General features: G+C 70.5%; 22 protein-coding genes. 4 read left to right on the forward strand and 18 right to left on the reverse strand.

Annotated elements, in window-relative coordinates:
• Nucleotides 1-28: 28 nt before the first annotated feature.
• From lepB (NAG42_RS00805) to proS, 9 genes are all read right to left on the reverse strand, one after another.
• Nucleotides 29-670, reverse strand: coding sequence for a signal peptidase I (lepB, locus tag NAG42_RS00805; RefSeq protein WP_250027267.1), 642 nt, complete (start codon nt 668-670; stop codon nt 29-31).
• Nucleotides 667-1,563: a signal peptidase I gene (gene lepB, locus NAG42_RS00810; protein ID WP_438872334.1), complete on the reverse strand. Its 897-nt coding sequence runs from the start codon at nt 1,561-1,563 to the stop codon at nt 667-669. The genes lepB (NAG42_RS00805) and lepB (NAG42_RS00810) overlap by 4 nt, the downstream gene beginning before the upstream one ends.
• Before the next feature lie 156 nt (nt 1,564-1,719).
• On the reverse strand, nt 1,720-2,076 hold the full coding sequence (gene rplS / locus NAG42_RS00815) for a 50S ribosomal protein L19 (protein ID WP_250027268.1): 357 nt from the start codon (nt 2,074-2,076) through the stop codon (nt 1,720-1,722).
• A gap of 123 nt (nt 2,077-2,199) precedes the next feature.
• The gene (gene trmD / locus NAG42_RS00820) at nt 2,200-2,958 is read right to left on the reverse strand and encodes a tRNA (guanosine(37)-N1)-methyltransferase TrmD (protein ID WP_250027269.1); all 759 of its coding nucleotides are present in this window, start codon (nt 2,956-2,958) and stop codon (nt 2,200-2,202) included.
• Nucleotides 2,958-3,521 (reverse strand): ribosome maturation factor RimM, encoded by a 564-nt coding sequence (gene rimM / locus NAG42_RS00825; RefSeq protein ID WP_250027270.1) that lies wholly within the window; start codon nt 3,519-3,521, stop codon nt 2,958-2,960. Before rimM ends, trmD begins: the two co-directional genes overlap by 1 nt.
• 1 nt (nt 3,522) lies before the next feature.
• Nucleotides 3,523-3,780 carry an RNA-binding protein gene (locus tag NAG42_RS00830; RefSeq protein WP_014447131.1) on the reverse strand — a complete coding sequence of 86 codons (258 nt, stop codon included), beginning with the start codon at nt 3,778-3,780 and terminating at the stop codon, nt 3,523-3,525.
• Nucleotides 3,758-4,273, reverse strand: a complete 516-nt coding sequence (rpsP, locus tag NAG42_RS00835) for a 30S ribosomal protein S16 (protein ID WP_250027271.1) — start codon at nt 4,271-4,273, stop codon at nt 3,758-3,760. Before rpsP ends, NAG42_RS00830 begins: the two co-directional genes overlap by 23 nt.
• A 292-nt stretch (nt 4,274-4,565) precedes the next feature.
• On the reverse strand, nt 4,566-5,222 hold the full coding sequence (locus tag NAG42_RS00840) for a ribonuclease FAU-1 family protein (RefSeq protein ID WP_250027272.1): 657 nt from the start codon (nt 5,220-5,222) through the stop codon (nt 4,566-4,568).
• The gene (gene proS, locus NAG42_RS00845; RefSeq protein ID WP_250027273.1) at nt 5,222-6,628 is read right to left on the reverse strand and encodes a proline--tRNA ligase; all 1,407 of its coding nucleotides are present in this window, start codon (nt 6,626-6,628) and stop codon (nt 5,222-5,224) included. Before proS ends, NAG42_RS00840 begins: the two co-directional genes overlap by 1 nt.
• 77 nt (nt 6,629-6,705) lie before the next feature.
• Here proS and NAG42_RS00850 point away from each other — a divergent pair, with 77 nt between their 5' ends.
• Both NAG42_RS00850 and NAG42_RS00855 read left to right on the forward strand, forming a co-directional pair.
• Complete coding sequence (locus NAG42_RS00850) at nt 6,706-7,221, forward strand: SigE family RNA polymerase sigma factor (protein WP_250027274.1); 516 nt, start codon at nt 6,706-6,708, stop codon at nt 7,219-7,221.
• Nucleotides 7,211-8,608, forward strand: a complete 1,398-nt coding sequence (locus NAG42_RS00855) for an outer membrane protein assembly factor BamB family protein (RefSeq protein ID WP_250027275.1) — start codon at nt 7,211-7,213, stop codon at nt 8,606-8,608. The genes NAG42_RS00850 and NAG42_RS00855 overlap by 11 nt, the downstream gene beginning before the upstream one ends.
• 23 nt (nt 8,609-8,631) lie before the next feature.
• On the opposite strand, the gene NAG42_RS00860 is transcribed toward NAG42_RS00855, so the two are convergent.
• The 3 genes from NAG42_RS00860 to NAG42_RS00870 all read right to left on the reverse strand — a co-directional run bounded on the left by NAG42_RS00860 (nt 8,632) and on the right by NAG42_RS00870 (nt 11,602).
• Entirely contained in the window at nt 8,632-9,711 is a 1,080-nt protein-coding gene (locus tag NAG42_RS00860) for an amidohydrolase family protein (RefSeq protein WP_250027276.1), read from the reverse strand.
• A 29-nt stretch (nt 9,712-9,740) separates the two neighbouring features.
• Complete coding sequence (gene ffh, locus NAG42_RS00865; RefSeq protein WP_250027277.1) at nt 9,741-11,306, reverse strand: signal recognition particle protein; 1,566 nt, start codon at nt 11,304-11,306, stop codon at nt 9,741-9,743.
• Nucleotides 11,307-11,371: 65 nt separating this feature from the next.
• Nucleotides 11,372-11,602 carry a PTS system mannose/fructose/sorbose family transporter subunit IID gene (locus NAG42_RS00870; protein ID WP_250027278.1) on the reverse strand — a complete coding sequence of 77 codons (231 nt, stop codon included), beginning with the start codon at nt 11,600-11,602 and terminating at the stop codon, nt 11,372-11,374.
• A 184-nt stretch (nt 11,603-11,786) separates the two neighbouring features.
• On the opposite strand from NAG42_RS00870, the gene NAG42_RS00875 reads away from it, so the two are divergent.
• Nucleotides 11,787-13,502 (forward strand): stealth family protein, encoded by a 1,716-nt coding sequence (locus tag NAG42_RS00875; protein ID WP_250027279.1) that lies wholly within the window; start codon nt 11,787-11,789, stop codon nt 13,500-13,502.
• The gene (locus NAG42_RS00880; protein ID WP_250027280.1) at nt 13,499-14,746 is read left to right on the forward strand and encodes a nucleotide sugar dehydrogenase; all 1,248 of its coding nucleotides are present in this window, start codon (nt 13,499-13,501) and stop codon (nt 14,744-14,746) included. The genes NAG42_RS00875 and NAG42_RS00880 overlap by 4 nt, the downstream gene beginning before the upstream one ends.
• Here the strand turns inward: NAG42_RS00880 and NAG42_RS00885 are convergent.
• The 6 genes from NAG42_RS00885 to NAG42_RS00910 are packed head-to-tail and all read right to left on the reverse strand — an operon-like array spanning nt 14,743 to nt 21,077.
• Nucleotides 14,743-16,476: an FAD-dependent oxidoreductase gene (locus tag NAG42_RS00885; protein WP_250027281.1), complete on the reverse strand. Its 1,734-nt coding sequence runs from the start codon at nt 16,474-16,476 to the stop codon at nt 14,743-14,745. The genes NAG42_RS00880 and NAG42_RS00885 overlap by 4 nt on opposite strands.
• Nucleotides 16,469-18,328: a maleylacetate reductase and hydroxyquinol 1,2-dioxygenase domain-containing protein gene (locus tag NAG42_RS44765; RefSeq protein WP_250027282.1), complete on the reverse strand. Its 1,860-nt coding sequence runs from the start codon at nt 18,326-18,328 to the stop codon at nt 16,469-16,471. Before NAG42_RS44765 ends, NAG42_RS00885 begins: the two co-directional genes overlap by 8 nt.
• 15 nt (nt 18,329-18,343) lie before the next feature.
• Nucleotides 18,344-18,718, reverse strand: a complete 375-nt coding sequence (locus NAG42_RS00895; RefSeq protein ID WP_250027283.1) for a GtrA family protein — start codon at nt 18,716-18,718, stop codon at nt 18,344-18,346.
• Entirely contained in the window at nt 18,705-19,667 is a 963-nt protein-coding gene (locus NAG42_RS00900; protein ID WP_250027284.1) for a glycosyltransferase family 2 protein, read from the reverse strand. Before NAG42_RS00900 ends, NAG42_RS00895 begins: the two co-directional genes overlap by 14 nt.
• Nucleotides 19,668-19,723: 56 nt before the next feature.
• Nucleotides 19,724-20,281, reverse strand: a complete 558-nt coding sequence (locus tag NAG42_RS00905; RefSeq protein ID WP_250027285.1) for a hypothetical protein — start codon at nt 20,279-20,281, stop codon at nt 19,724-19,726.
• 1 nt (nt 20,282) lies between these two features.
• Nucleotides 20,283-21,077, reverse strand: coding sequence for a hypothetical protein (locus NAG42_RS00910; protein WP_250027286.1), 795 nt, complete (start codon nt 21,075-21,077; stop codon nt 20,283-20,285).
• Nucleotides 21,078-21,086 lie beyond the last annotated feature (9 nt).

Raw genomic sequence — 21,086 nt, forward strand, 5'->3', positions numbered from 1 at the left:
CGCGAAAGGTGGATCTTACGAGCGGGTGTTACTTCGGGTCCGGAATCTTGCTGTAGCCGTCCGGCACCGTCAGCCACGTCGCGCGCCCCACCGGCCAGAACACGGTGAAGGCCCGGCCGACGATCGAATCCTCGCTGATCGTCGCCTCCTGCACGTTGTCGCCGCTGTCGTTGAAGTGCTCGAGGGAGTCACCCGAGGCCGAGCGGTGGTCGCCCATCACCCAGAGCCGACCGGCCGGCACGGTCACCTCGAACTCGCGGCTGGCCGGCGGGTCCTGCTGGCCGTCCGCGTCGTGGTAGATATACGGCTCGTCGAGCAGCACACCGTTGATCGACAGCTTGTTGACGTCCGGATCGAACGAGATCTTGTCGCCCGGGATGCCGATGATCCGCTTGATGAAGTCCTCGCCCTCGGCGCCCGACTGCCACTCGGACGGCGCCTCGAAGACGATGATCTCGCCGCGGTGGGGATCGCGGAAGTCGTAGACGAGCTTGTTGACGAGCACCCGGTCGAGCACGTTGAGCGTGTGCTCCATGGACGGGGACGGGATGTAGAACGTCTGGAGCACGAACGCGCGCACCAGAACGGCAACCAGGACCGCCACGCCCAGGAGGATCGGAAGCTCGCGCCAGAACGAACTGCGCCGCTTTTCCGTCTGCTCGTCAATCACGAGGGGAGCCTACGTCGCCTGGTCCCGAACGGCAGTCCGGAACGCGCGGATAACGCCGCACTTAACAGAAAGGGAAAAGCGAAGATCTCGGTCGCCGGAGGCTGCTCGCGCACCGGCACGGTGCCCGGGGCGGCCGCCGTCGGGTGGTCGGCGGCATACGTCTTCCAGACGTCCGGCACGGACAGGCTGGTGAAGCGGTTGCTCGGCCAGACGATCACGAATGCCCGCCCGATGACGTTGCTGATCGGCACCGGCCCTTGGCAACGCGCGTCCTGGGAGACCGCGCGGTGGTCGCCCATGACGAACATCTCACCGGCCGGGACGATCACCTCGGTGAAGCGGCGGCTCGTGCACTGGTTGGGGTTGGGCGGCTGGTTGATGTCGGAGTTGAAGCCGTCGGCGATGTACGACTCGTCGATGCCCACCCCGTTCACCATGATCCGGCCCTTGGCGTCACAGCAGGCGACCTTGTCACCGGGCAGGCCGATCACCCGTTTGATGAAGTCGCGCTCCCCCGGACGGCTGACCCCGACCAGGTCGCCGATCGTGCGCCCGAGCTTGGCCACGAAGGTGTTGCTGACCGGCTCGGTCACCTCGGGCGTCCAGTTCTCGTCGCCGCGGAACACCACGATCTCGCCACGCACCGGGTCGCGCATGTCGTAGATGACCTTGTTGACCAGCACCCTGTCTTTGACCAGCAGAGTGTTCTCCATCGACCCGCTGGGGATGTAGAACGCCTGCACCAGGAACGTGCGGATCAGCACGGCCAGGCAGAACGCCACCACCAGCAGCAGCGGCAGCTCCTGCCAGAGCGGCATCTCTTTCCGCCGCCCCACCATCGACCGCCGCCGAGAGGCCGGGCCGTAGCCCTCCATCGGTTCCACGCTTCGCATCTCCCGCCGCCGACCGGCCGAACCACCCCGGATACAGCACTACCGCCCGAATGGCTCCTCTCGCGAGGACTTACGGGCGGTAGTACTGGAAGGGTTCACACTGATCCCATCCGGCACACGGCAAGAGTAATGCGCGGGTGCTCGAATCGATGGGTATCAGACGGTCTGCTTCTCCCGAAGCTCCTTGATCTTGGCCTTCTTGCCGCGGAGCTCGCGCAGGTAGTAGAGCTTGGCGCGGCGGACGTCACCACGGCTCACGATCTCGATCCGGTCGATCGCCGGGCTGTTGAGCGGGTAGGTCCGCTCGACCCCGACGCCAAAGCTGATCTTGCGGACCTTGAAGGTCTCGCGGAGGCCGGCGCCCTGCCGGGCGATCACGACGCCCTGGAAGATCTGGACGCGGGAACGGTTACCTTCGACAACTCGGGCGTACACCTTCACGGTGTCGCCGGCCCGGAAGCCGGGAATGTCGGTGCGCTGCGACTGGGCGTCGAGAGCGTCCAGCGTGTTCATCGCTGCATCCTCTTTTTGAAGCGCACCGGGAGTTCGATGCGCGGCTTGGGTAATTCTGACCCCCCGCGACTCCAGGGGATCCTCGACCTCACCCCGCGGCGCGGGACGAAATCGGCAACCTCCCTACTTTGCCACAGGAGGAGGCTTGATCAGAAATCCGCCCTCGTCCAGCGCCTTCCGGTCCGCCTTGTCCAACTGCTCAACCGGGTAGGTCTCCAGCATGTCCGGCCGCCGGGAGGCCGTCCGCAACAGGCTCTGATCCCGGCGCCAGCGAGCGATCCGCCCATGATCACCAGACCGCAGGATGTCCGGGACGTCCCGCGAGCGCCACGAGGCCGGCTTGGTGTAGACGGGCGCCTCGAGCAGCCCGGCCGCGTGCGACTCCTCGGTCAGCGAGTCCGCGTTCCCGAGCACCCCGGGCAGCAGCCGGACGATCGCTTCCATGATCACGATGACCGCGACCTCGCCCCCGAAGAGCACGTAGTCGCCGAGCGACACCTCCCGCACCGGCATCCGGGCGGCCGCGTCGTCGATGACCCGCTGGTCGATCCCCTCATAGCGCCCGCAGGCGAAGATCAGGTGGTCGAGCCCGGCCAGCTCGTGCGCGTCGGCCTGGGTGAACGGCTTGCCCACGGGCGACGGCACGATCAGGGTGCCCGCCCCCACCGAGTCCAGCGCCTGACCCCACGGCTCCGGCCGCATGACCATGCCGGGCCCACCGCCGTACGGCGTGTCGTCCACCGTGCGGTGCACGTCGGAGGTCCAGGTGCGCAGATCGTGCACGGCCACGTCGAGCAGCCCGGTCGTCCGCGCCTTGCCGATCAGCGACAGCTCGAGCGGGGCGAAGTACTCCGGGAAGATCGAGATGATGTCGACGCGCACTAGAGATCCAGCAGACCCTCGGGAAGATCCACCACGATCCGCCCGCCGGCCACGTCCACGGCCGGGACGATGGCGCTGACGAAGGGGATCAACGCGGTGCCGCCACCGGTCTTGTCGAGCACGATCAGATCGGAGGACGGCGCATGCTCGATGCGCTGCACCACGCCGTACGCCACGCCGTCGGCCGACTCGACCCGGAGCCCGACCAACTGGTGGTCGTGGAACTCGTCGGGATCGTCCGGCGGTGTCAGCTCCTCGCTGTCGACCTGCAGCAGCACGCCGCGCAGCTCCTCGGCGACGTTGCGGTCGTAGATGTTCTCGAACACTGCGATGCCGCGCCCCTGATGCCAGCGGATCGACTCGAGCACGAGTTGCTTGGGCACGTCGAAACGGACACCGGAGACGGCCGCCGGGCCGGTGCTCACGCGGCGGTCCCGGGGGACCTCCGTCACGAACACCGACCCGGGGACGAAACGATCTTCCGGTTCATCGGTCCGCACGACCACCGAGACCTCGCCCCGGATGCCGTGCGGCTTACCGATCTGACCGACTACCAGGAGCATCTCAGTACGCGTCGACGATGTCGACGCGGATGCCGCGCCCACCGATCGACCCGATGACCTGCCGCAGGGCCTTGGCCGTGCGTCCGCCGCGCCCGATGACCGTTCCCAGGTCCTCCGGGTGCACACGGACCTCGAGCCGCTTGCCGCGACGCGAGTCGACCAGTCGCACCCGGACGTCGTCCGGATTGTCGACGATGCCCTTGACGAGGTGCTCCAGCGCCGGCCGGAGCGCCCCGTCAGCTCGCGTCGGCGCCGGCACCGGCCGGGTCCTCTGCGGTCTCGGCGACAGCCTCACGGTTGGGCTCGGCCCGGTCGGCAACCTTGGTCTGGTCCGGCTTGGCCTCGGCGGCCTCCGGAGCAGCGGCAACCTTCTTGGCCGGCTTGGTGCTCTTGGCCGGGGTGTCGGCGACACCGGCGGCCGACTTGGCCTCGGCCTCGTACACCTCGGTGCGGCTCTGCTTCGGCTCCGCGACGAGCAGCGGCGGCGGGGCGGGAAGGCCCTTGAACTGCTGCCAGTCACCGGTCTTCTCGAGGATGCGCTGCACGGCCTCGCTCGGCTGGGCGCCGACGGAGAGCCAGTACTGCACCCGCTCGGACTTGACCTGGATGATCGAGGGGTGTTCCTTCGGCTGGTAGATGCCGACGTACTCGATGGCGCGGCCGTCGCGCTTGGTGCGCGAGTCGGCGACGACGATGCGGTACTGCGGGTTGCGGATCTTGCCCATCCGCAGGAGCCGGATCTTAACGGCCACGGTTCTCTTCGCTCCTGAATGACTACGAGGCGAGGCGGCGGCTCTCACGTGGGGACATGAGGAGCCGAAGCTTCATGGACTGGCGTCACCGAGGGGTTAGAGGGCGCCTCAAGCGAGCCGGATACCAGGGGACCATTCTGCCAGACGGGAGGGGGTTACTCCCAATCGGCCCGGGAAAAGGCAACTTCCAGGTCAAGAGCCGGTCGTAGCGGGGTGGTGGGTACGGACCACTGCTCCCGCCGAGGGTCGCTTCGCTCCACGTGCGTGAGCGGTTGCGCTCTCACAATCAAGATCAAATGCGGGCGACCACGGGGCGGTCCCAGCCCGGGGGCAGCTCGGTGGGGGTCGGCCAGGACCGGTCGGGCTGGAAGTCGCGCCAGGTGCCGTCGAACGGGAAGTCGCCGGCCTCGATGAGCTTGACGACCCGGCGGCCCTCGGCCCACACCGTGGCCTCGTCGGGGACCCAGTAGAGGTCGGGGCGGGCCAGGCGCTCGGCGAACTCGTCCTCGTCCTTCCAGTGCCAGGTCAGGTCGGGGAAGGCGACGATGTCCAGGTCCTGGTCGACGACGTCGATGCCGGCCGCGGGGCCGTCGTCCCAGCGGACGGCGGTCTCCTCGAGATTGACGTAGTAGTTCTTGAAGGCGCCGGCCTCGGTGCGGAACAGCCAGACGGAGTGGTCGGCGTCCGCGGGGAAGAAGCGCAGCAGGCCGGGGCCGCGCCATGTGGTGAACGTCATCGTCTTGGGAGCGGCTTCCCACGCCACGAAGGACGGCATGTCCCGGGGGCCGCGGCCGTCCGCCGTCGTCTCGATCGCGACGATCGAGCCGCGGGCCACCCAGAGGAGCAGCCCGCGCTCGTCGTCGGTGACCACCCGGGCCGGGTGGACGAAGCCGAGACGGCCGCGATGCGTGTCGCGGTGCAGGACGAGCCGGCCCGGCTCGAACGGCATCAGTAGGAACGCGCCAGGATGGCGATCAGGCCGGGCTCCTCGTCGGAGTCGGGCATCGTGCCGTCGGGGCGGGTCAGGCAGCGGACCGTGACCGCCTTGCCGTTCGCCTCCTTCTCACCGGCCTCGCCGACCGCCGACCACGGCACCTGGGCCCAGCCGGTCTGCGCCGCCTCGATCGCCTCGCCCAGCGTCTTGACCTCGACCGTGTTGGCCGCGCGGAAGGCCACCGCCTCGTCGTACAGCCGCTCCTGATCCGCCTTGAGCGCGCTCGTCACGGCGCTCAGCACCTCGGCGAGCGGGGTCGGGGTCTTGGAGCCGTCGATCCGGCGGGCGATCGTCACGCTGCCGTTGGCCAGGTCACGCGGACCGGCCTCGATGCGGATCGGCACACCCTGCAGCTCGGCGTCGATCGCCCGGCGGCCGAACGGGATGTCGGCCCGGTCGTCGAGCTTGACCCGCACACCGGCGGCCTTGAGCTCGTCGCGCAGCTTGCTCGCCGCCTCGACCACGCCCTCGCCCGCCTTGACCACCATGACCTGCACCTGGATCGGCGCCAGGCGCGGCGGGAGCCGCAGGCCGTTGTCGTCGCCGTGGACCATGATCAGGCCGCCCATCATGCGGGTCGACGTGCCCCACGAGGTGGTCCAGGCGTGCTCGACCGAGCCCTGCTTCGACGAATAGGTGATGTCGAAGGCCTTGGCGAAATTCTGACCCAGCTCGTGCGAGGTGCCCATCTGCAGCGCCTTGGTGTCACCCATCATGGCCTCGACGGTCATGGTGTTGGTGGCACCGGCGAAGCGCTCGCCCTTGGTCTTGCGGCCCGGCACGACCGGGATGGCCAGCATCTCCTCCATGAACGCCTGGTAGACGTTCTTGTGGATGTTGCGGGCGTGCTCGCGGGCAAGCTCCTCGGTGGCGTGCGCGTCGTGGCCCTCCTGCCAGAGGAACTCGGTGGTGCGCAGGAACGTGCGCGGGCGCAGCTCCCAGCGCACGACGTTGGCCCACTGGTTGAGCAGCAGCGGCAGGTCACGGTAGGAGTCGACCCACTTGGCCATGAACTCGCCGATCACGGTCTCGCTGGTCGGGCGCACCACGAGCGGCTCGGCGAGCTGCTTGCCGCCGGCGTGGGTGACCACGGCCAGCTCGGGCGAGAAGCCCTCGACGTGGTCGGCCTCGCGGCGCAGATAGCTCTCGGGGATGAAGAGCGGGAAGTAGGCGTTCTGCACGCCCTCTTCCTTGATGCGCAGGTCCATGTCGGCCTGCATACGCTCCCAGATGGCCCAGCCGACCGGCCGGATCACCATCGTGCCGCGCACCGGGCCGTTGTCGGCCAGCTGCGCCTTGGCGATCAGATCCTGGTACCAGCGGGGAAAGTCTTCCGCACGGGGAGTGAGCACACGGGCCATGAGGCGACATCCTAGTCGCGTCCCCGCGCAACCCACCGGGTGGGCAAGGCGTGTCCTGATGGGAAGGGCGGTGTGCGGTGAGAGCAACAGACGAGTTCGACGATTTCTACCGGGACACGTCCCGGCGCCTGGCCAGATATGCGTATGGCCTGACCGGCGACCCGGGCGATGCGCAAGACCTCGTGCAGGAGGCCTATGCGCGTGCCTGGCAGCGATGGAGGCGCCTGGCCGACTACGAGGACCGGGAGGCCTGGCTCCGGCTGGTGGTCAACCGGCTCTCCGCCGACCGGTGGCGCCGCCTGGGCGTCCGCCGGGCCCGCGCCGCCGCCGAGCCACCTCCACCCCACGCCGCCCCGCCCTCGGAGGACACCGTGCTGCTGATCCGCGCCATGCGCACCCTGCCGCTGGTGCACCGGCGCGCCTTAGCCCTGCATTACCTGCTCGACCGCTCGGTTGCCGAGATCGCCCACGAGACCGGCTCCTCGATCGGCACGGTCAAGTCCTGGTTGTCCCGCGGCCGGGCCGGGCTCGCGACCGCGCTCGGCGGCGACCACCCCACCTTCGTCACGAACGGAGCCGACGATGCCCACTGACCTCGACGACATCTTCGGCTCGCTGGGCCGGCAGGCCGACGTGATCCCGCTCGGCACCGCCGAGCAGGCCCGCCTGCGCGGCCGCGAGCGCAACCGCCACGGCGCACTGATCGCGGCGGCGGCCGCGGTCTGCTTGGTCCTGGCCGGCCTCGGCGTGCTGGTCCGCCCCCAGAGCCGGGCCGACCACCCCGTCGCCCCGGCCCCCTCGGCCGGCCCGCTGTCCATCGTGGGGTCGCCGATCGAGTTCGGCCGCTCGATTCAGGAGACGACTCCGGCCGTCGCCGACGGCAAGGTCTACACCGCCTGGCAGGCCGGCGACGGCAAGGTCACCGTGGTCGGCGCCGACCTGCACACGGGAGCGACCGAGTGGAAGGTGACCGGCATGGGTTTCGCCACCCCCGCCGTCCCGTACGGGGTGCGCGCCGTGAAACAGGGGGTCATGGTCGCCGTCGACGACCAGATCTACGTGTACGACCCGGCCCACGAGAACGCCAACGACTGGGTGCTCACCGTCGGCGATGAGGACGAGGTCGTGCCGCTCGAGAAAGCGCTCGTGCGCCGGTGGGCGATCAACGGGCAGGTCGACGCGCACGACTGGCGGACCGGCCGGAAGCTCTGGACGCTGGAACCCCCGGTCGATCCGGCCGTCCGGGTGATCGGGGTGCGGACCGCGAGCGACGACCCGGCGGGCGACAGCTACACCGACGGCCGCGTTGTGGTGGTGACCAAGACCGGCAAGGTACAGGTACTCGACGCGGGCAGCGGTGAGCTGCTCCGGACGATCACCCCCACGTCCCCCGCGCAGGCGTCCAGCATGTTCGTGGCCTCCGACGGGTGGCTCTACGAGGGTGGGCCGTCGTGTTGCGACACGTCGGCCTACCGCGTCTCCGCCATCGACCTCGGCACCGGTCAGTCCTCGGTGGTCCTCACCGGAAAGGTGGGGCACGAGCTGGGCGGGCTGGACGTCTGCGAGCCGGGCCGGGTCTGCGTGCTCGACGTGCAGGACAATGCCCTGAGCTCCATCTCGGCGGTCGATGTCGCCCAGCGCAAAAAGATCTGGACCGTGATCGGGCCGCCCGGCGCGGGATCGCTCTCGTCGGCCAACGGGACCATGCTGATCGGCGGCGGTCAGACCACCGACCTGCTCAACGCGAACGGCGAGACGTTGTTCCGCAGCAATGCCACCCACGTCGACTGGCTGGACCGCGAGCGCTTGCTGGTCCTGCCGATCACCGGGGCCGGCGACGTGTCCGTGCTGGACATCGCCACCCGCAAGCTGACCCAGCTCGGCACCATCCCGCAGCGCACCAACATGTGCGCCCACACCGCCGACCGCCTGGCCTGCCCGACCGCCACCGACCTCCGGATCTACAGCTTGACCGGCTGACCAACCACCCACGGCGGGCCGGCTCAGCGGATGACCCGGCCCTTGAGGACGATGCGGCTCGGCGCGCGGACCACTCGCAGGTCCGCGCGCGGGTCGGCCTCGTAGACAATCAGGTCGGCCAGGCCGCCCTCGACCAGGCCCGGGAATCCGAGCCATTCGCGGGCCCGCCACGAGGCACTGGCCAGCACCTCTTCGGCGGGCAGGCCGGCCTCCTGCAGGATCAGCATCTCCTCGGCCACGAGCCCGTGCCGGATCCCGCCGCCGGCGTCGGTGCCCACATAGATCGGCACGCCGGCCTCGTAGGCGGCGCGCACCACCGACGGGAACCGGTCGCGCAACGAGATCATGTGATCGGCGTACGTGTCGAACTTGCCCCGCGCCCGCTCGGCGATCCCGCCGAACGTCCGGATGTTGATCATCGTGGGGACCAAGGCTGTGCCCCGCCGCGCCATCTCGTCGATCAGGTCCAGCGACAGCCCCGTGCCGTGCTCGACCGAGTCGATGCCCGCGCGCACCATGATCTCGACGCCCTCCTCGGAGAACGTGTGCACCGCCGCCCGCACCCCGGCCGCGTGCGCCGCCTCGACCGCTGCCGCCATGGTCGCCGCGTCCCACGAGGGCGCGAGGTCGCCCTTGTCCCGGTGGATCCAGTCCCCGACCAGCTTCACCCAGCCGTTGCCGGCCTTGGCCTGCTCGGTGACGGCCGCCCGCACGTCGTCGACGCCGTCCACCTCGATGCCGACATCTCGCAGATACCGCATCGGCGGCGCCACGTGCCGCCCCGCCCGAGCCAGTCGCGGAATCCCGTCCTCGTCGTCCAGCTCCGGATACGGATAGGGCGACCCCGCATCGCGCAGCGCCAGCACTCCCGCGTCCCGATCGGTGACCGCCAGCTCCCGAGCCTGATCAACGCTGGTGATCGGCTTGGCCCCGAACGCGATTCCCAGGTGACAGTGCGCGTCCACCAGTCCCGGCACCACAAACCCACCGTCACTGATCGTCTCAGCGTCCCTGACCGGCTCGAATGTGACCCGGTCCCCCACCAGCCAAAGATCTCGCACATCCCCGTCGGGCAGCACAGTCCCACGCACATGCAACGCCATGCCCACAGTCCTACCGGACGGGGCGGCAATCAGCTCTTGTCGTCGTCCTTTTTCTGCTGCTTCATCAGCTTGTTGAAGTCGAGGTTGGGGAGGTTGAAGCCGCCCGCTCCGCCCGCACCGCCCAGGGCGTTGGGGTCGAGGCCCGGGGGCAGCTGGGGCATGCCGCCCGGGAAGCCGGCGGGCAGGCCGCCGCCACCGCCCGTACGCGGCCTGTTGTTTCCGCCCTTGGTGCCCTTGCGCTTGTTCTTCGGGCTCTTGGTGGCCTTGCGGCGGCCGCCGCCGGGCAGGCCCATCATGCCGCTCATCTGCTTCATCATCTTTTGCGCGTCGGCGAAGCGGTTGAGCAGTTGGTTGACGTCCATGACGGTCACGCCGGAACCGTTGGCGATGCGGGCGCGGCGGGAGCCGTTGAGCACCTTGGGGTTGGTGCGCTCGAGCGGGGTCATCGAGCGGATGATCGCGGCGACCTTGTCGAAGTGCTTGTCGTCGAGCTCGGCCAGCTGGTCCTTCATCTGGCCCATGCCGGGCATCATGCCCAGGATGTTGGCGATCGGGCCCATCCGCCGGACGGCGATCAGCTGGTCGAGGAAGTCCTCGAGGGTGAAGGACTCGCCGGCAAGCAGCTTGCCGGTCATCTTCTCCTTCTGATCCTCGTCGAAGGCCTGCTCGGCCTGCTCGATGAGGGTCAGCACGTCGCCCATGCCGAGGATGCGGCTGGCCATCCGGTCGGGGTGGAAGAGGTCGAAGTCCTCGAGCTTCTCACCGGTCGACGCGAAGAGGATGGGCTCGCCGGTGACCTGCCGGACGGAGAGCGCCGCACCACCGCGGGCGTCACCGTCGAGCTTCGACAGGACCACGCCGGTGATGCCGACGCCGTCCCGGAACGCCTCGGCGGTCTGCACCGCGTCCTGGCCGACCATGGCGTCGATGACGAACAGGACCTCGTCGGGGTCGGTGGCGTCGCGGATGTCGCGCGCCTGCTGCATCATGTCCTCGTCGATGCCGAGCCGGCCGGCGGTGTCGACGATGACGATGTCTTTGGCGGTGCGCTTGGCGACGTCGATCGAGTCCTTGGCGACCTGGACCGGGTCGCCGATGCCGCTGCCGGGCTCGGGGGCGTAGATGTCGACGCCCGCCCGGCCGGCGATGACCTGCAGCTGGTTGACCGCGTTGGGCCGCTGGAGGTCGGCCGCGACCAGCAGCACCTGGTGGCCCTGGCCCTTGAGCCAGCGGGACAGCTTGCCGGCCAGCGTCGTCTTACCGGCACCCTGCAGACCGGCCAGCATGATCACCGTGGGCGGCTGCTTGGCGAACTGCAGCCGCCGCCCCTCGCCACCGAGGATGTTGATGAGCTCCTCGTGGACGATCTTGATGATCTGCTGCGCGGGGTTGAGCGCCTGGGAGACCTCGGCCCCCCGCGCACGCTCCTTGAGGTTGAAGATGAAGGCCTTGACCACGGGCAGCGCGACATCGGCCTCGAGCAGCGCGAGACGGATCTCGCGTGCGGTGGCGTCGATGTCGGCGTCGGTGAGCTTGCCCTTGCCCCGGAGCTTGGTGAAGATGCCGGAGAGGCGGTCACTCAAAGTGTCAAACACGGTCAGACTTCCCGTTGGTCAGAGAGAGCGGCGAGGACCCCAAGCCTAGCCGCCCAGCGGAAGCCTCACCGGTTCCGCATCCGGTACGTCTTCGTCGCCGCCTCGATTCGCCGCTGCGTGCGGGTGCCGGGGGCGATCGACTTCTTGGCCTTCGTGTAGAGGTAATACCCGCCGCCGACCGCCAGGGCGCCCACGATCAGGTAGAACAGCACCGGGCCGATCAGCGAGCTGACCACCCAGCCGACGGCGATCACTCCGGCGATCAGTGCCACCAGAAATGCCACTGCCTTACCCATCTCGGCCTCCCCGAGTCGATACGTCGACCTCCACCATGACGCAGCCGGGCAAGCCCGCGCATCAGCCGTAACCCTGAGCGCCTCCCCGTAGGGGTCACCACGATTGAGTACACCAAAACGCCCATAACGCATCTAAGCGGATAGAGCCTCGCAACCCGCCAGGAAGGCCACCGTTGGGCGGTCCGTGAGTCACCGGATCCTTCAGTTGACGCCCTGGCCCGTCCGCCGGAGGCTGCTCGGCCAGCTGCAGCGCCGGCTCCTCCCCCTGGTTCCCGAGCCCCGCCGGCTGCGGGTGGCGCGGCGGATCGTGCCGCTCGGCCCCCGCCCGCGGCTCAAGCCGATCGCCGACGCGCCGGCGCTGCGGGTCCGCACGGCCGCCGGGCGCCTGACGGCCCGGCGGTCCCTCGACGCTTCCCCCGCGGCCGTACGCCGGGAGAACCTCGACCGGGTGCTCGACGCCCTCACCAGCGCGGGAATCACCTGGTTCCGCATCCCGGTGGACAGCCTCACGCGTACGGGGGTGGCCGTGGGCGAGGCCGACCGGAAGCGCGCCGTCGAGGTGCTGCGGGCGCTGGACAGCCGGGTGGAAGTGGCCGGCCCGGGCGTCCTGCGGGTCAGCCGGCCGGTCACCGACCCGCACGGCCGGCTGGTGCTGGGTCCGGAATACGGCTGCGAGGTCGAGTTCTGGCGCACCGAGGGCGGCAACCTGGCCGGCCCGCGCCGCAACCCGGTGGCCGACGTGGTGCCGGCCGACGAGCCCGAGATCGTGGTGGCCGAGCCGGTGTTCGGCCCGTTCGGCGCGCCCGGAAACACCCGCCGCTACCGCACCCGGGAGTTGTTCACGATGGTCAGCCCGGACCGTGTGGCCTTCCCGATCGACGCCGTCTACACCTGGGTCGACGGCGCCGACCCGGTCTGGCGGGCCCGCAAGACGCGGGCCCTGCGCGAGAACGGCTGGGTGGCCGGCACGAACCAGCAGGCGGCCAACGAGTCGCGCTTCATGTCCCGGGACGAGCTGCGATTCTCGTTGCGCTCGCTGCACGCCTTCGCGCCCTGGATCCGGCACGTCCACCTGGTCACCGACGGCCAGGTGCCGGCCTGGCTGGACACCACCCGCAGCGACCTCACCGTGGTCAGTCACCAGGAGATCTTCGGTGACACCGGGCGGCTGCCGACGTTCAACTCGCAGGCCATCGAGTCGCGGCTGCACCGCATTCCCGGCCTGTCCGAGCATTTCCTCTACCTGAACGACGACGTCTTCCTGGGCCGGCCGGTGGCCCCCGAGATGTTCTTCACGCCGGGCGGGCTGACCCGGTTCTTCCCCTCCGCGGCGCTGGTCGGCTCGGCGCCGCGCACACTCTGCGACCCGCCGGCCGACTCGGCCGGCAAGAACAACCGCGACCTCATCCAGAGCGCGTTCGGCCGGGTGCTCACGCGGAAGATGAAGCACACCCCGCACCCGTCCCGGCGCAGCGTGCTGACCGAGATCGAGCTGCGCTTCGCCGAGCACGTGGAGTCGACCGCCGGCCACCAGTTCCGGCATCCCGAGGACATCTCACTGCTCTCGTCACTGCAGCAGTACTACGCCTATCTGACCGGACGGGCCGCGCCAGGCCACATTCAGTACCTCTACACCGATCTGGCCGACCCGCGGACGCCGTTCCACCTGGCCCGCCTGCTGCACAATCGCGACGTCGACGCGTTCTGCCTCAACGACACACAGTCCGGGCCCGAGGCGATGGCCGAGCAGGTCGCGCTGCTGGACGAGTTCCTGCCGGCCTATCTGCCGTTCCCGTCGCGCTGGGAGCTGTCGGCGCCGCGGGCCGCCACGGTCTCGCTGCGGCAACCGGTCGCCGCGCGCCGCCCGGCCCGGGTCCCGCTGCCGGAGGTGGTGCGATGACCAGCGACGTCGTGATCCTCGGGCTGGGGTACGTGGGATTGCCGCTCGCCCAGCAGGCCGTGCGGGCCGGTCTGTCGGTCACCGGGTTCGATGTCCGGCCCGAGGTGGTCGCGGCGCTCGCCGCGGGCCGCTCCCACGTCGACGACCTGAGCGACGGCGACCTGGCCGCGATGCTGGCCGGCGGGTTCACCCCGACCACTGACGAAACGCTGATCGGCACGGCCCGGACCGCGGTGATCTGTGTGCCCACGCCGCTGGGCGAGGGCGACGGACCGGACCTGCGGGCCGTCACCGGGGCGACCGCGGCGATCGGCCGGAATCTCCGTACGGGAATGCTCGTCGTCCTGGAATCGACGACCTATCCCGGAACCACCGACGAGGTGGTGCGCCCGCTGCTCGAAGAACTCTCCGGTCTGACCGCGGGCTTCGACTTCCACCTGGCGTTCTCGCCCGAGCGCATCGATCCCGGCAACGAGCGGTTCGGCCTGCGCAACACCCCCAAGGTGGTCGGTGGTTTCACCCCGGCCTGCACGGACCGGGCAGCCGCGTTCTACGGCGAGATCGTGGACACGGTGGTGCGGACGCGGGGGACGCGGGAGGCGGAGACGGCCAAGCTGCTGGAGAACACCTACCGGCACGTGAACATCGCGCTGGTCAACGAGATGGCCCGGTTCTGCCACGAGCTCGGCATCGACCTGTGGGACGTGATCCACGCCGCGTCGACCAAGCCGTTCGGGTTCCAGGCGTTCTATCCGGGCCCCGGGGTGGGCGGTCACTGCATCCCGATCGACCCGAACTACCTGAGCCACAACGTCCGGAGCCGGCTGGGCTATCCGTTCCGCTTCGTCGAGCTGGCTCAGGAGATCAACGCGACGATGCCCTCGTACGTGGCCCGGCGTGCCCAGAATCTGCTGAACGCCGACGGCCAGGCCGTGCACGGGGCCACGATCCTGTTGCTGGGCGTCACCTACAAGCCCGACATCGCCGACCAGCGCGAGTCCCCGGCGACTCCCCTGGCCCGCCAGTTGTGCGCGCTGGGCGCGAACGTCGTCTATCACGATCCGCACGTTCCACACTGGATCGTCCCCCGGGTCGACGACCTCGAGGGCACGGCGGCGTCGGCCGACCTGGTGATCCTGGTGCAGAACCACCACACCTACGACGCCGATCACCTGGCCCGCCAGTCCAAGCGCTTCTTCGACACCCGGGGCGCCACCACCGTCCCGGACGCCCACCGCCTCTAGGCGCGACGGCCCAGCACCTGGCTGAGCGCGGCCCGCACCGTACCGGAAGGGTCTTGCGGCAGGTCGAAGCTGCGGAAGCAGACGTAGTTGTCGGGGCGCACCAGCACGCACCCGGCGTCGCCGACCTCGCGCAGGCGGGCCCAGTCGCCGTAGATGTCCTCGTAATCCGCGCCGGGGCCGATCGTGACCACGGTGACCGGCAGGCCTTCGACCGCCGCCACCCACGGCTCGCCGCCCACCCCGGTCACCAGCGTGAAGCGGCCCTGGCCACCGATGTCCAATGTCGACATCCGGTGCCGGTCGCGGCCGATCCAGGCGTGTGGCAGCTTGGCGCCCGGCCACGTGGTCGCGTGGTGGTAGAGCTCGTCGTCGCGCGGGTTCTCGGGCATCGGGGTGCCGTCGGGGACGATCGCCGCCGAGGTGTAGCGCTGGTTGAGCTCGACGCCGTGGGTGTTGAACTCGTAGTTCTTGAACTCGATGGCCTCGCGCAGCGCCTGCCGCTGCTTCTCGGCGGCCGGCGTGGGCAGCTTGCGCGCGTCCATGTTGCGCCGCAGCTGGGCCGGGTCGTCGGTCGAGAGCAGGCCGAGCGCCTCGAAGACGCGGGTGGTCTCGCCGATGCTGCGGTTGGCCCGGTCGACGATCTGGCGGCCGATCGGCGCGCGCTCGGCCGAGTACGAGTCGAGCAGGCTCGGTGCGGCCACCCCGGCCAGCACGAGGCGCAGTTTCCAGGCCAGGTTGTAGGCGTCCTGGATCGACGTGTTGGAGCCGAGCCCGTTCGACGGCGGGTGCCGGTGGACGGCGTCGCCCATGCAGAAGACGCGGCCGCTCTGATACGTCTCGGCGTACAGATGGTTGACCGTCCACGCCGAGGACGACTTGATGGTGACCGGCACCGTGTCGTCGCCGATCAGGTGGTGGGCGATGCGCCGGGCGTATTCCTCGGTGAGGTCCGGCGGCTCGCCGTTGATGTCGTAGCCCCAGACGATCAGCCACTCGTGCCACGGCCGGACGCAGCGGACCAGCCCCATCCCGATGCCACCCACGTCCGATCCGGTCTGCAGCACCCAGTAGAGCGTGCTCGGCCGGTACGCCGTGTACTCCGTCAGGTCGGCCTCGAAGACGATGTTGATGCTGCCCGCGACCCCCATCTGGCCGACCATGGGCAACCCGATGTCCTCGGCCACCTTGCTGCGCCCGCCGTCGGCGCCGATCAGATATTTGGCCCGGATCGTGTATTCGTCGCCCCGCAGGCGATCGCGCACGGTCGCCGTCACGCCGTCGGCGTCCTGGTCGAGGGAGAGATACTCGGTCTGGTAGCGGAACGCCGTCCCCCGGGCGATCGCGGCCGAGGCCAGCACCGGCTCCATCAGGTGCTGCGGCATGTCGCAGATGCTCGACGGCGACGCCAGCGCGTGGTCGGCCAGCCGGGACGGGTGGTTGTACCAGGTGTGCAGGCGGCCCAGCTCCTCACCGGCCAGGCTGGAGCAGAACGGGGTGTCGCCCATCAGGTGCTGCGGTGTGGCCAGCGCGACCACCTGCTCCTCGAGGCCGGCGTCGCGCAGCACCTCCATCGTGCGCTGGTTGGTGATGTGGGCCCGCGGGGTGTCGGAAAGGCTGCTGTACTTGGTGACCACGATGTTGGGCACGCCGTAGGTGCTCAACAGCATCGCGGCCGCCCCACCGGCCGGTCCGCTGCCGACGATCAGCACGTCGGTTTCCACGTCAGCCATCCGAAGCTCCCAACCTGAAGGTGAACTCGACCGTGCGCCCGCCGTCCGGGCCGGGTGGGAACTCGACGATCAGCTCGTCCTTGACTCCGAAGACCGCGTCGGAGTCGAGGTACTTCCCGCCGGCCACGAAGAGCTGGGTGACCAGCTTCCGGAAGCCGGGCGCGCTGATCATGAAGTGCAGGTGCGGTGCCCGGTACGGGTGCCGGCCGGTGGCCCGCAGCATCTCCCCCACCGGTCCGTCGTCCGGGATCGGGTATTCCGACGGCAGGATCGAGGAGAACCAGAGCCGCCCGTCGGCGTCGCTGCGCAGGCGCGCCCGCAGCACCGGGCCCTCCAGATCCGGCAGCTGCACGTCGTAGAAACCGTCCTGATTGGACTGCCAGACGTCGACGACCGCGTCCGGCACCGGCCGGCCGTCCAGGTCGGTGATCAGGACGTCGGCTCGCAGCGGCACCCCGGGCAGGCCTTCGGCGAGGTTGGCCCCCGACGCGACGGCCGGTGGCCCGTCGACGTAGAACGGCCCGAGCACGGCCGACGGCGTGGTGTCGGGGGAGCGGGAATTGGTCAGCAGGTCGACCGCGCTGGAGATGCCCAAAGTGTCGCTGAGCAACACGAACTCCTGCCGGGTGGGTGAGCACATCTGCCCGGCCCGGGTCAGGAAGCCGATCGCGGTCATCCACTCGTCCTCGGTGACGTCGTTGTCGGCCACGAAGCCGTGCAACCGGCGCACCAGGTCACCCAGCAGCCCGGCCACCCGCGGGTCGGACGCCGGGGAGAAACTGGCCACGACCTGCTCGGTGAGCCGGCTCAGATCGGGCTTCTCGCCGGCGGCGACCGGTCGATCACCGCGCCAGGCCTCGCCGAGCGCCTCGAGAACGCCGGGCGTGCCGGACTGCTCGGCCACCACGGGCAGGTCGGCCTCGGCCAGCCCGAGCTCGGCCAGCGAGCCCGGGGCACCGAGCCGGGTGGCCAGATCGAAGACCGCGGCCGGGGCGTCGGTCGCGCCGAGTGCGGCGGCGACGCGCCGCATCGCCTCCGGCGCCGACCCGGCCCGGTACGCCATCACGTGCGGCAGCAGCACCGCGTGCGTCTCGGCGTGCGGCAGCCCGAACGAGCCGCCCAGCACGTGGCAGAGCTTGTGGTGCGGCCCCATCGCGACCGAGCCGAGGCAGATCCCGGCCAGCCAGGCGCCGATCAGGGCGTCCGAGCGGGCCTCCGGGTCGTCCGGCCGCTCCGCGATCGACGGCAGGGCCCGGGCCAGCCGGGTGAGGGCGTCGACGGCGAACCGGTCCACGACCGGGTTGGCCTCCGGCGAATACAGCGCCTCGACGGCGTGCGCCATCGCGTTGAGCCCGCTGGTGACCGAGAGCCCGACCGGCAGGCCGAGGGTGAGCTCGACGTCGTAGAGCACGGTTTTCGGCAGCAGGGCCGGGTCCCGGCGGGTCCGCTTCTCGCCGTCCGCGGTCTCGCCCAGCACGGGTGTCACTTCCGAGCCGGCGTACGTGGTGGGGACCGCGATCTGCGGCAGGCCGGTGCGCGCGGCGAGGGCCTTGCCGAGTCCGGTGGCCGAGCCGCCGCCGATCGACACCAGGCAGTCGACGCCGTGCTCGCCGACCAGGCTCAGCGCGTCCTCGGTGACCTCGACCGGGGTGTGCATGGCGACGCCCTCGAAGCGCGCCACGGCCAGCGGCCCCAGCACCGCGGCCGCCCGATCGGTGCGACGGCCCAGCAGCAGCACCCGGGAGGCACCCAGCCGCTCGGTCTCGTCGCGCAACCGGCTCAGCGTCCCGGCCCCGAAGAGCACCCGGGAGGCGTGCGCGGTGTAGGTGAAGGACTCCACGGGCTCGGTCACCCGACCATGACACCATCAACGCGCGCGGAAGGTCCAGCGCGAGTTGAGGGCGTAGTTGACGGCCGGGATCGTGACCAGGGCGAGCGCCTGCACCATCAGGTAGGGCCCGGTCACCAGGCCCAGGATCGCGGTGTTGAGGGCGAACGCCACGGCGGTCACGGCGAGGAAGCGCCCGCCCGTGGTGACGTGCCCGGTCGAGGCGCGGAAGACCCAGGAGCGCTGGAGACCGTACGAGACCAGGACGCTCGCCGCGAACCCGGTGGCCGACGCCGTCACCGGTGGCACCTCGAGCCCCTCGGCCAGCAGGAGCCCCACGCTCAGGTGGGTCAGGGCGCTGGCGGCACCGCTCAAGCCGTACCGGAGAAGGCGGGACGCCTCAGCGCTCGGCACGCTCGGCTCGCACCCACTGCTCGGGGAGCGAAGCGACCGGCCCCGACCGTTCCTGCACCAGATAGCGCGGGCGGCCGCGGACCTCCTCGTGGATGCGGGCCAGGTACTCCCCGATCACGCCCAGACCGAGCAGCAGGAACGTGCCCATCACCAGCAGCAGCAGGATGACCGTGGGGAAGCCGGCCACCGAGTCCCCGCCGATCCAGCGGATCAGGGTCTGCGCGCCCAGCAGCACGGCGAAGGCGGCGAAGGCCAGCCCGACCATGGTCACCAGGTGCAGCGGCGCCGAGGTGAACGAGGTGAGGCCGTTGACCGCGAGCCGGAACAGCGAGCCGAACGTCCAGCGCGACCGGCCGCCCGCCCGCTCCTCGATGTCGACCTCGATCGTGCTGCGGCGGAACCCGATCCAGCTGCTGGTGCCACGGAAGAACGACGAGTGCTCGGGCAGCCGCAGCAGCGCGTCCAAGGCCGGCCGGCCGAGCAGCCGGAAGTCGGTCGCGTCGATCAGGTCGACCCGGGTGAGGCCGGTGAACGCCTTGTTGAACGCGCGCCCGCCGAGCCGTCCGACCACCCCTTGGCCGGTACGGTTGCGCTTGACCGCCTCGACCACGTGCGCGCCCTCCCGCCAGCGGCGCACCATCTCGGGGATGGCGTCCGGCGGGTGCTGCAGGTCGGAGTCGATGACCACCACGGCATCACCGGCCGCGTGCTCGAGCCCGGCCAGCACGGCCGGCTCCTTGCCGAAGTTGCGCGACAGCTTGAGGCCGCGCACGTGCTCGTCGAGGAGTGCCCGCGCGGCCACCCGGTCCCAGGAGTCGTCGGTCGAGCCGTCGTCGACCAGCACCAGCTCGAAGCTCAGGCCGGCGCCGGTGAGCACCTCGGTGAGCCGGTCGACGAAGCGGTCCACGCCGGCGCCCTCGTTGAAGATGGGCGCCACCACGGAGATCATCGGGCTCGATACCGTCACGCTCAGCCAACGACGGCGCTCGGGCAAAAGTTACAAACCTAGCGGAGCAGCTCGGCCAGGGTGGGTGGCTGGGCGCGATCAACGAAGATCGTTCGAGCCGCGCCGTGGTCGCGGTAGAGGCGGGACAACCGCTCCGAGAGCACGTCCTCCCACGACCGGTCGGGGCGGTGCTGCTCCCAGGTCTCGCGGTCGGGCAGGTATTCCAGCAGCACGCCCAGGTCGCGCAGCAGCGCGAACGACGAGCAGTCGGTCAGCACGACCGGGCGGTGGCCGGGCTCGACCCGCAGCCGCTCCCGCAGGGTCAGCACGAACTCGCGCAACGGCTCGAAGTCCAGCCCGATCACCACGTACAGGTGGACCGGCGCCGGGGTGGCCCGGACCGGACGAGCCGGGCGGCGGGCCGGGAAAAGCCGCTGCAGCACCGACGTACCGGCACGCAGCCGGTCGCGCTCCTGGCGCAGTCGCTCGCTCTTCCGGCGCTCGTCGGCCAGCCGGGTCTCGAGCGAGCGCAGGCGCCCGGCCATCGCGCTCAGCTCCCAGCGCGCCCGTTCCATCGCGTCAAGCGGCTCCCGCACCCGCACAGCCGTCTCCCGCACCTCAGCCTCCGATCTCGCGACGGGCGCCGAGCCCGCCCCACCAGGTCGTGCCGGGCTCGACCACCCGGTCGAACACCTCTTGTCCCTCGCCGCCGCCGGTGGACACCCAGACGACTCCGGGGTGGTCGCGGATCGCCTCGGCCAGCCCCGGGCGCGGCCCGCCGGCGACCGCCACGATCGCGGGCTGGTGCACCGCGATCAGATGGGCCAGACGGTCCCGAAGCACTGTCCGGGGCGGGATGTGCTCGATGAGGAAGCCCGGCGGCACCGCCGTGGCTCCCGGGGCCCATGAGACCAGCACCGCGGACAGATCACCGGGCACCTTCGCCGCGAGCCGGCCGAGGGCCTCCGGGTCGTCGCCGACGATCAGCATGCGGCGGCCGGGCGCGGGCCCTTCCCGGTGTGTCCGGGCCGGGAGGCTGATCCGCGGGCGGATGCCGAACCCGGCCAGCCAGCGCAGATGGGACCGCCCGGCCGCCTCGCCGGGATCGTCGACGGCCACGGTGCGCCCGGCCCGTACGGCCGGCAGGTCCTCGACGATCGGGCGCCGCCCCCGGATAACCAGCAGCCGGGCCGTCACCGGCTCGTCGTCGCGGGCCAGCACGGCCACCCCGTCGCGGATCAGGTCGCGGATGTCCGGGCCGAACGGCAGGGGCCGCCGGTCGCCGGGCAACGGCGCGTGCACCAGGACCGTGCTCAGCGCCGCGTCGGCCTGCGTGCGCACCTCGGGAGCCACCCGGGCATCGGGGAAGCGGAAGTCGGCCAGGATCGCCACGTCGTGAACGGTCGTCGCCATGGCCGATCC

Origin of the sequence: Paractinoplanes maris (genome assembly GCF_023544465.1) — a bacterium.
Classification (GTDB): Bacteria; Actinomycetota; Actinomycetes; order Mycobacteriales; family Micromonosporaceae; genus Actinoplanes; species Actinoplanes maris.